The following is a 9,409-nucleotide window of genomic DNA, read 5'->3' as shown; positions in this document are numbered from 1 at the left end:
GGAGAATTCGTCATGTCCGGACCCGTTTCCGCCCCCCGCCTGCGCATCGCCGTCATCGGTCCCGGCGGCATCGGCAGTACCTTCGCCTTCCGGCTCGCCGGTGCGGGGCACGACGTCACCGTCGTGGCGCGCGGCGCCCGGTTGGAAACCCTGCGCGGCGACCGGGCCGTCGTCACCACCACCGGCGAGCGCGCCGCGGTGCGGGTCGCCGATCGGCTGGACACCGGCACGCCCTGGGATCTGGTGCTGGTCACGGTGCTCGCCGCCGAGGCCGATATCCTGCTGCCGGATCTGGCCGAGTCCGCCGCGCACGCGATCATGTTCATGTTCAACACCTTTCGACCCCTCGACCACTTCCGCGACGCGGTCGGCGCGCAGCGCACGGTCTTCGGGTTCCCGTCCGTCGTGGCGGGTATCCGGGACGGCCGGCTGTCGTCGGAGATCCTGCACCGGCTGCCCACGACCGTGTCGGATCAGGGGTGGGCGGACGTCTTCTCCGACGCCGGGATTCCCGCGGCCACCCACCCCGATATGCAGAGTTGGTTGCGTACCCACGCGGCGTTCATCGTGCCGGTGCTGCTGGCCGGACTGCGCGCGCACCGCGCCGGCCGGGGGATCGACCGGCGCGAGGCGGTGGCCCTGGCCCGAGCGCTGCGTGAGGGATTGCGCCTGGTTCGGCAGCTGGGAGACCACATCACGCCCCGGCCGATCGGGACCGCCGGTCGGCTGCCCGTGCCGGTGGTCGCCGCCCTGCTCTGGTCGGCCACCCGGATCCCGGCGTTCGTCCGGACGAGTTCGGTGGCGCCGCAGGACGAACCGGCGACACTGATCGACGAGATGAATTCCGTTGCGCCGCAGGGTACTCCGGCGCTGCTGGCCGTCCGGCCCGAGTGGGCCGCGGCATGACCACGGCCACGTGCGGCCCCGGCCGGACCACGGCCGCCGGCGAAGCTTCGGTACGCCGGATTCGGGCGAAAAGGTTTACCGGCCGTCGCTGTCAGGTAACTCCGACTGGGAAGGCAATCAGTATGTGAAAGCCGAGGTGTCCGTCATGTCCGGTCCTACCACCTCAAATTCGGCCGCGTTGGCGGCGCCGGACATCGCTGCCGTATTCCGGGAACTCCCGGGAGCTCCGCTGGTCGGACTGTCCGCCCACGACGGTGTCGTACTCGATATCGTCGCCGCCAGCACGCCCGAGGCCCGGATGGCCGAGGAAACCCAGCTCCTGCACCTGCACAGCCCCGCCCGCGACGCCGCCGACGACCACACCCCCGTGGTGGTCACCGACCTCGAGCGAACCTCCTGCTGGCGGGACTGCTGCGAGGAACTGCACGGCTGGGGGGTCGGCGCGCTGCTGTGCCAGCCGCTGGCCCGCCCCGACGGCACGATCGCGGGCGTCCTCACCGTCTACGGCCGCGACCGCAGCATCTTCACCCGGGCACTCGCGGCCGCGCTGCGCGACCTGTATCCCCGCGCCCTGGCCACCCTCGCCGCCCACCGGCCGCAGGCCCGCGTCGCATCCCGCCGGGACAACGCCGCCCCGACGTGAACTGCTCCCGGGACCGCGAGCGTGCGCACCCGGTCCGATGGGCTGCCGCAGATCAGCGGGTGCGGACCAGACCCTCCTGTGCGACGGTCGCGCACAGCCGGCCGGAACGGTCGAGCATCTCGCCCTGGCACAGCGCTCGCGCGGCGCCGGACCAGCGGCTGCTCTGGTTGTACAGGAACCACTCGTCCACCCGCAGCGGGGCATGGAACCACACGGAGTGGGTGAGGGTGGCGAACTGGATCCCGGCGTCCTGGAAGGTGCGGGCGTGCGGGCCGAGCGCGGTCGACAGCAGCAGCACGTCACTGAGATACAGCAGCCCGGCGGCCTGCGCGGAGTCGTCGCCGGCGACCGGATTCACGGTGCGCAGCCACACGCTCTGATGCGGCGGGGTCGGGTCGCCGCGCATCGCGTGCACCCGGACCGGGAGCCGCGGGAAGCGCAGATCGGCGCCGATCGTGTCGCGCAGGGTGTGGGCCCAGCGCAGGTTCACCTCGTCGTCGGCGAAGGTCTCGGTGAGCTCGGGGAGTTCGTCCGGGCCGGGCCCGTCCAGGCGTGCGATCTGATGGCTGAGTCCGGTCTCGCGGCGGTGGAACGACGCGGCCATCGTGAAGATCACCCGGCCTGCCTGCACCGCCTCGACGCTGCGGGTCGAGAAGGATTCACCGTCGCGGACCAGGCCGACGGCGAAGTCGATCGGCAGCGTGGTGTCACCCGGCAACAGGAAACAGGTCTGTGCCGAGTGGACGGGCCGGTCGGCCGCCACGGTCGACCCGGCGGCCAGCAGCGCCTGCGCCGCGATCCGGCCCCCGTAGGTCCGGCGCTGCGGACCCGGCTGCGCCGGCCCGCGGAACTCGTTCTCCCCGATCCGGTCGAGCGCGATCGACTCCAGGAACGTCGCGGTGCGCCCGCTCTCGTCGAGAACCGTCATGATCGCCTCCGGACTTCGACTCGGCACCTCGAGTTAATCATCAGCGCCGGGGGCCCGCCCGGCCGGGCCGCGCGGAGATCGGTCACCACACGGGATCCTCGCCGCGGGGTGGGTACTACCCGGATGACCGTCGTCGGGATCGGACACGCTGGGTGGCAGTGCTCAGAGGAAGGCTGGACATGGCTTCACGACTCGGAGTACGTCGTCGGATCGCCGCGGCGCTGATCGCGGGGGCGGCCGTCGCCGCCGCCACCGGGACGGCGAGCGCGGATTCCCCGAATGCTGCCGAGGTCGCGTTCCCGCAGGCCCGGCCCGCGCCGGACGGATCGCGCCTCACCGGGGTCACCTCGGTGGACGACCGTCGGTTCGTCGTCGAGGTCCGGTCCGCGGCGATGGACCGGACCGTCCGGTTGCAGGTGATCCGTCCCGCCGATACGGACATTCCCGCGCCGACGTTGTATCTGCTCGACGGCGCCGAGGACGGCGACACCCCGCACGACGGCGTCAAGACCTGGGAGTCCACCACCGACCTGATCCCGTTCACCGCCGACAAACACGTCAATGTCGTCACCGTGATCGACGGGGCCTACAGCTACTACACCGATTGGCGCGACGACGATCCGGTGCTCGGCCGCAACCGCTGGCAGACGTTCCTCACCGAGGAGTTGCCGCCCGTCCTGGACAGCGCCTTCGGCGCGACCGGGCGCAACGCGATCGCCGGGCTGTCGATGTCGGCGACATCCGTTCTGCAACTGGCGGAATCGGCGCCGGACCTGTACCGCAGCGTCGGATCCTTCAGCGGCTGCAACGATCTGGACGATCAGGTCTGCGCCGCCGCCGTCCGAGGCGTGCTGATGCTGGGCAAGGCCGACCCCGACAACATGTGGGGTCCCGTCGGCGGCCCGGAGTGGACGGCCCACAATCCCGCCACCCCGGCCAATCTGGAGAAGTTGCGCGGCGTGAACGTCGTCTTCGCCACCGGCAACGGCGCTCTCGGCAAACACGACACCGCCGCCGCCGGTGCCGATCCGCTGCGCCTCGGCCACCAGATCATCGTGGGCGGCGGCCCCGAGGAGACCCTGGTCGGCGAATCCAATCATCGTGTGCAGCAGCGAATGTCGCAGCTGAACATCCCCGCGACCTTCCTGTTCGCCCCCGCGGGCACCCACTCGTGGCCGTACTGGCAGGACGACCTCCATGCCGCGTGGCCGAGTTTCGCTGCCTCCCTGGACATCCCGGCCACCGGCACGCCCTGAGCGGATATCAGCCGGCGAGCGCCCCGAGGGCCTGGTCGGCGTGGATGTTCATGTTCAGCTCGCTGTGGACGGCCGCGAGGATCTTCCGGTCGCCGCCGATCACGAAGGTCGCGCGCTTGGCCGGAACCCCCGGGATGCGACGCTTGAGTCCGTAAGCGCGAGCGACGTTTCCGTCCGTATCGGCCAGCAGCGGATAGCCCAGCCCGTGCGTGTCGTCGAACTTCTTCTGCTTGGCCACATCGTCGGCGCTGATGCCGAGGATGGTGGCGCCCCGCGCGGCGAATTCGCCGACGATGTCGCGGAAGTGGCAGGCCTCCCGGGTACATCCGGGGCTGAGGGCCGCGGGGTAGAAGAACAGCACGACCGGGCCCTTGTCCAGCAGCGCGCTCAATTTCACGGACTCGCCGTGCTGGTCCTGCAGATCGAAATCGGGTGCGTCGTCGCCCACTTGCAGCATCGGGTTCTCCTCGTGATCATCGGTTCGGACGGCGCCTGCGCCGCCCGGAGAGTCGGCGCCCGCGGGTCGGCGCTGCCCCGAAGGCGCGCATCGCGGCGCTGTTCGAGGCGGAACGAACCCTGGGTGGCATAGTTGAACTCCTCGCCGGTGCCGGACAGGGCATCGGCCACGGCACAATTAATGCACTGCTATGGTGCATCAATTACTCGGAGTTGGCAATGGGACCATCGACACCACGGCGTGGCCGCCGCCGTGATCCCTCGATCGATGCCCGGGTGCTGCAGGCCGCTGTCGAGGAGCTGGCCGAACGCGGTATCGGCGGGTTCGCCACCAACAGTGTCGCCGCGCGTGCGGGTGTCGACAAGCGCGGCATCTACACCCGCTGGCCCGATCGTGACCAGCTCGTCGTCGAGGCCCTCGGCACCCTCGCCGCCGGCCTGATCGTCCCCGGCACCGGCGCCCTGCGCACCGATCTGCTGGCGCTGATCCCCGCGGTGGCCGCCGTATTCACCAGTCCCCGAATCGAAATCCTGCAACGCTGCATCCAGGAGGCCCAGGACTACCCGGCGATCTACACCGCGTTCCGGCGCGACTCGATCGACCGCTGCATGGCCGTCGTGGAGGAGGTCTTCCGCTCCGCCCAGCGCCGCGGCGAGATGAGTACCGGCCTCGATCCCGCCATGGCCGCCGAGGCCTTCACCGGCATGATCCTCACCCGAGCGGGATTCACCGGCCCGGCCGCCGTGGTCGATCCCGAATCACAAAGAGCCATCATCGAATTCGTGGTCGGGGCGTTCGGCTCCGCCGACCGGTGAGAGCAGCTGCCCACCTGACGAAAGTGTGGACCCGATGAACCGGAAATCACCGTCCCCCCGGGCCCGGCTCGATCTGACCAGGGCCGAGAAGTTCGCCTTCGCTCGACACGCCGTGGCGGGCCAGCTCCGCGAGATACCCGGCGGCCTCACGGCCGCACTGGGATTCGGCAGCCGGGACAGCGCGCTCGAACTGCACGCCGACCCTCCGGACGGTCACTGTGCGCGCCGCGCCGAAGAACTCGCCCGGGAGGCCTACGGGCCCGAACTTCTCGAGCACTGTCTGCGCTGCTGGTACTTCGGCGACCTGTTCGCCCAGCGCGACCGGGTCGACTACGACCCCGAATTGCTCTATGTGGCATGCCTGTTGCACGACATCGCACTCACCGATCGGTACCGTCCGCTGCCCGCCGACGCGCCGTGCTTCGCCGTTCACGGCGCCACCGTCGCCCGCCGGAGTCTGCAAGCCTGGGGTGCGGACACAGCGTTCAGCGACACCGTGGAAGAGGCCATCGCCGCGCATCTCGACGTCACCGCACCTGTCGAAAACGGTGCCGAGGGCTACCTACTGCACGCCGCGGCACGACTGGACGTCGTCGGCGCGCGAGCAGCCGAAATCCCCGAACACGTACTCCACCAAGTGAACACCCGCCATCCCCGAACCCGGTTCACCTCGGAACTCTCCCGCACACTCCGCCGGGAGGCCCGCGAACGCCCCGATTCACGCATCGCGGTGCTCTGGAAGATCGGCATGAGATTCCCGATCATCCTCAACCCGGTCGCAATGTCGTGACCGGGACGCTCCGGTTCACCGGGGCGTGGTGTGTTCGAGAATCGCGGCGGCGAGTCGGTGGTGTACGGGGGTGGGGAGTGAATGGCCCATTCCGGGGATCTCGACGAGTCGCGCGCCGGGGATGCGGCCGGCCGGTCGAGGACATCGTGTCGCCGGACAGCAGTAGCAGGGCCGGATCGGTTGGGGCGCCCAGGCTTTCGGACCACAGGTCGATGTCCCCGACCCGGATCGTGCGCGCTGTCATCGGGATTCACCGCCGAAGTGCCGGCGGTGATCGCGGGCCCATTCGGTGAGCGTCCGGCCGGGCCGGCCGGTCACCTCTTCGACCGTGGGCAGGACCGGTTCTGGGAATTCCGTGCTGCGAGACCAGATCTCGAGCAGGAGGTCCTGCACGAACCCCGGCACGGAATCGGCGCGCGCCCGGCGCCAGGCCTCCGGCTCGATCTCCTCGAAGTCGAGCCGCCGTCCCAGCGCGGCGCCGATCGCCGCCACCTGTTCGGGTTTGGTGAGGCTCTGCGGCCCCGACAGTCGATGGATCCGGCCCGCGTGCCCGTCGTGCAGGAGTGCGGCCACCGCCACCGCGGCGACGTCCGCTTCGTGGATCGGGGTCTGGGCCGCGTCCGAATACGGTTCGCGGACAACACCTTCGCGACGGATGTCCGCGGCCCACCCGAGCAGATTCGAGGCGAACATCCCCGGCCTGACATGGGTCCACGCCACGCCTGCCGACTCCACCGCATGCTCGACCAGCAGATGATGCGGCGCACCGGGTGGTTCGCGGTCGGCCAGGACGGAGGTGAGGGTGACTATCCGGCCGATTCCGCAGCGCCGCGCCAGCCGGGTCACCTCGACAGCGGTTGCCGGGTGCGACAACAGGAACAGGCTCTCCGCGCCGGTGAACGCCGAGGCCAGCGAGTCGGGCTCGTCCAGATCGGCTCCGAAGACCTCGACCGGTGCGGGCTGCCCGGCCCCCGCCGGGTTTCGGGTGACCGCCCGCACCGGCCGGCCGGCGTCGATCAACTGCTGGACGACATGGCGGCCGACCGTTCCGGTCGCACCCGTCACCACAACTGTCATGCGATTACATCCTCTGATTCGAAAGCCGGAAAAAGGCAGCACGAAACACCGCTCGGATAGGGGATCGGGCTGCGGGATCGACGGTACACCCGAGTCGGCCGGGTATCCAATATCTGCGAAACCTTGACAATCGGGTCGAACTTTGTTCCCTCGGCGGAATGGGATTCGATTCTTATTACGGAAGAATAGCTCGTGAAATTTCGATCGCGTGCTCGCTGCTGCTGTCGACCGGAAAATCAATTCGTATGGATATCCCGAGTCGAAAGAATGTGGTTCCAGAGCGTGAAACCCTCGAAGCCGAGGAGATGTTCGACGGCCAGGCTCACGGATATCAGCCCCGACACCATCAGAATCGGGAAGAAGAGCACGCTCAGGAACCTTGCTCCGAGGTCCAGGGCGACGACATGGGTGCGGTCGTCGGGCCGGTACAGCACCGTCAGCCGTTGACCGATCCGGCGGCGGCTGCGTACCGGATCGGGCAGCGCGGCCCGGCGGCGTTCGCCGGTCGCGGTGACGAATTCCACGGTCAGGCGGTACTGGGGCTTACTGTCGGAATCCGACTCCTCGTCGACCGATACGAGAACACCGTCGGCCCGGTGTCCCCGCCTCCACAGCGATAAACGTTCCAGCGTCTCCCGGACACTCCGGAATCCGATGTAAATCAGCACGATGCCGAACCCGGCCAGGAACGCGCAGCTCAGGAATTTCCACACCAGTTGCACGCCAACAGGGTACGGATTCGGTACGACGCACCGGCCGCCCGGAGCCGTCGGGCCGTCCGGCATCGTCAGGGTTTCGTCATCTGTTTCGCGGCCGCACGGCCTCGACCGGCACATACCGTGACAACCGTGACAGCGCGGCGATTCCGGGTCCGCGCTACCGGTGAGCGTCGGGTCATCCGGCCGAGGAGAGGAGACAGGGTCGAATGAATGCGACCGACCCGATTCGCGAGGCCGATCGACCGGGACATCCCTCCGGCCAACGGGTTTCGAGCGCGCGTGGGCCGGAGGTCGCGGCCCGGGTGGGTATCGCGCTCGGGGTCGCGATCCTGATCTGTTTCGTGACGGGATTGCTCAGTCACTGGATTCAGCATCCGCCGCAGTGGTTCCGGTGGCCCACTCATCCGGTCTGGTTGTATCGGCTGACCCAGGGTGTGCACGTCGTGACCGGTGTCGCCGCGGTGCCGTTGGTGCTGGTGAAGCTGTGGGCGGTGTACCCGAGGCTGTTCCAGCGGCTGAAACCGTCGCCACTGTGGCTCGCCGAACGCGGCTCGATCGCACTGCTGGTCGGATCGACCCTCTTCGAACTGTCGACCGGTCTGGCCAACATCGCCCAGTACTACCCGTGGAAATTCTTCTTCCCGGCCGCGCACTACGCGATGGCCTATGTGGCGTTCGGGGCGCTGGCGGTGCACCTGTCGGTGAAACTTCCGATCGTCCGCGAGGCGCTGGCCCGTCCGATCGACGCCACACCCGAACCCGATGCGAAGCCGGTCCGCGTGTCGCGGCGCGCGGTCCTCGGCACCGCGTGGGCCGCCGCGACCGTGGCGGCCTTGTCGGTGGCCGGGCAGTCCGTCCTGTTCCTGCGCTGGGCCGCGGTGCTCGCACCACGTTCCGGCCATGGCCCGCAAGGAGTTCCGGTCAACCGGACCGCCGCCGACGCGGCGGTCGCCACCGCGGCCGGTGATCCGGGCTACCGCCTCGTCGTCACCGCCGGCGACCGCCGGCGCGAATTCACCCGCGCCGAACTGGCCGCCATGCCGCAGGCACAGGCGAACCTGCCGATCGCCTGCGTCGAGGGATGGTCGGCGGCGGCGACCTGGTCCGGGGTGCGGCTACGCGACCTGCTCGATGCGGTCGGGTATCGAGGGGGAGATGTCAGCGTGCTCTCGCTGGAGCAGGCCGGCCTCTACCGGGGTTCGGTGCTGCCGGCGGATTTCGCCCGCGATCGCGACACCCTGATCGCGTTGGAACTCAACGGCCAGACCCTGAACCTCGACCACGGCTACCCCTGCCGCCTCATCGCCCCGAACCGTCCCGGCGTCCTGCAAACGAAATGGTTGTCCCGGATCGAGGTGATGTCATGACCATCGTCGTTCGAGTCGCGCTGTTCGCGATCGGCCTGGGAACCGGCTGGTACGGCGTGAACACACTGCTCGGATTCCCGACCGCCGACCTGATCTCGGTCGCGGAATGGTTCAGTGGCGCAATCCTGTTGCACGACGCGGTTTTCGCGCCGCTGGCCGCGGCGGTCGGACTCGGTGCGCGGCGGATACTGCCGACCGGCTGGTGGGCCCCGGCGGCCTGCGGAGCGGTATGCACCGTAGCCCTGCTGGCGGTCTCCGTCCCGGTGCTGACCAGGCACGGCGCCAGGCCACTGAACCCGACCGTCCTCGATCGCCCCTACCCGGCCGGGCTGGCCGCCGCGATCCTGGTGGTGTGGGCACTGGTCGTGCTGTCCGTGGTGGTGCGGCGGCTCCGGGGGCACGGCGAGCGCTACCGCTACCGCGGCTGCTCCGACCCGGGCCGCGGCTAGTA

At 69.4% G+C, this 9,409-nt stretch carries 11 protein-coding genes; 7 read left to right on the top strand and 4 right to left on the bottom strand.

Features of this window, described 5'->3' with window-relative positions; genetic code table 11:
• The first annotated feature begins 12 nt into the window (after window positions 1-12).
• Entirely contained in the window at window positions 13-906 is an 894-nt protein-coding gene (locus G361_RS0129575) for a ketopantoate reductase family protein (protein WP_019930753.1), read from the top strand.
• Window positions 907-1,051: 145 nt separating this feature from the next.
• Window positions 1,052-1,549 (top strand): GAF domain-containing protein, encoded by a 498-nt coding sequence (locus tag G361_RS0129570; protein WP_155981840.1) that lies wholly within the window; start codon window positions 1,052-1,054, stop codon window positions 1,547-1,549.
• A 52-nt stretch (window positions 1,550-1,601) separates the two neighbouring features.
• Here the strand turns inward: G361_RS0129570 and G361_RS0129565 are convergent, their stop codons facing one another.
• Window positions 1,602-2,477, bottom strand: a complete 876-nt coding sequence (locus G361_RS0129565) for an acyl-CoA thioesterase II (protein WP_019930751.1) — start codon at window positions 2,475-2,477, stop codon at window positions 1,602-1,604.
• 179 nt (window positions 2,478-2,656) lie between these two features.
• Here G361_RS0129565 and G361_RS0129560 point away from each other — a divergent pair, with 179 nt between their 5' ends.
• Complete coding sequence (locus G361_RS0129560; protein ID WP_019930750.1) at window positions 2,657-3,733, top strand: alpha/beta hydrolase family protein; 1,077 nt, start codon at window positions 2,657-2,659, stop codon at window positions 3,731-3,733.
• Window positions 3,734-3,740: 7 nt separating this feature from the next.
• On the opposite strand, the gene G361_RS0129555 is transcribed toward G361_RS0129560, so the two are convergent.
• Window positions 3,741-4,190, bottom strand: a complete 450-nt coding sequence (locus tag G361_RS0129555; RefSeq protein ID WP_019930749.1) for a peroxiredoxin — start codon at window positions 4,188-4,190, stop codon at window positions 3,741-3,743.
• Between the two features lie 218 nt (window positions 4,191-4,408).
• Here G361_RS0129555 and G361_RS0129550 point away from each other — a divergent pair, with 218 nt between their 5' ends.
• Together G361_RS0129550 and G361_RS0129545 are read left to right on the top strand one after the other, a co-directional pair.
• On the top strand, window positions 4,409-5,005 hold the full coding sequence (locus G361_RS0129550) for a TetR/AcrR family transcriptional regulator (protein ID WP_036495590.1): 597 nt from the start codon (window positions 4,409-4,411) through the stop codon (window positions 5,003-5,005).
• 34 nt (window positions 5,006-5,039) lie between these two features.
• A complete protein-coding gene (locus G361_RS0129545) occupies window positions 5,040-5,795 on the top strand; it encodes an HD domain-containing protein (protein WP_026343657.1) in 756 nt (251 codons plus the stop codon).
• Window positions 5,796-6,035: 240 nt separating this feature from the next.
• Here the strand turns inward: G361_RS0129545 and G361_RS0129540 are convergent, their stop codons facing one another.
• Entirely contained in the window at window positions 6,036-6,872 is an 837-nt protein-coding gene (locus G361_RS0129540; RefSeq protein ID WP_026343656.1) for an SDR family oxidoreductase, read from the bottom strand.
• Between the two features lie 236 nt (window positions 6,873-7,108).
• The gene (locus G361_RS0129535) at window positions 7,109-7,594 is read right to left on the bottom strand and encodes a DUF3592 domain-containing protein (protein ID WP_019930745.1); all 486 of its coding nucleotides are present in this window, start codon (window positions 7,592-7,594) and stop codon (window positions 7,109-7,111) included.
• Window positions 7,595-7,797: 203 nt separating this feature from the next.
• Between G361_RS0129535 and G361_RS0129530 the strand changes: the two genes are divergently transcribed.
• Complete coding sequence (locus G361_RS0129530) at window positions 7,798-8,958, top strand: molybdopterin-dependent oxidoreductase (protein ID WP_019930744.1); 1,161 nt, start codon at window positions 7,798-7,800, stop codon at window positions 8,956-8,958.
• The gene (locus G361_RS0129525; RefSeq protein ID WP_019930743.1) at window positions 8,955-9,407 is read left to right on the top strand and encodes a hypothetical protein; all 453 of its coding nucleotides are present in this window, start codon (window positions 8,955-8,957) and stop codon (window positions 9,405-9,407) included. Before G361_RS0129530 ends, G361_RS0129525 begins: the two co-directional genes overlap by 4 nt.
• Window positions 9,408-9,409: the final 2 nt, after the last annotated feature.

The organism is Nocardia sp. BMG111209 (assembly GCF_000381925.1).
Taxonomy (GTDB): Bacteria; Actinomycetota; Actinomycetes; order Mycobacteriales; family Mycobacteriaceae; genus Nocardia.
Note: the sequence above shows the minus strand (reverse complement) of the source record. Positions and strands in the feature narration are given on the sequence as shown.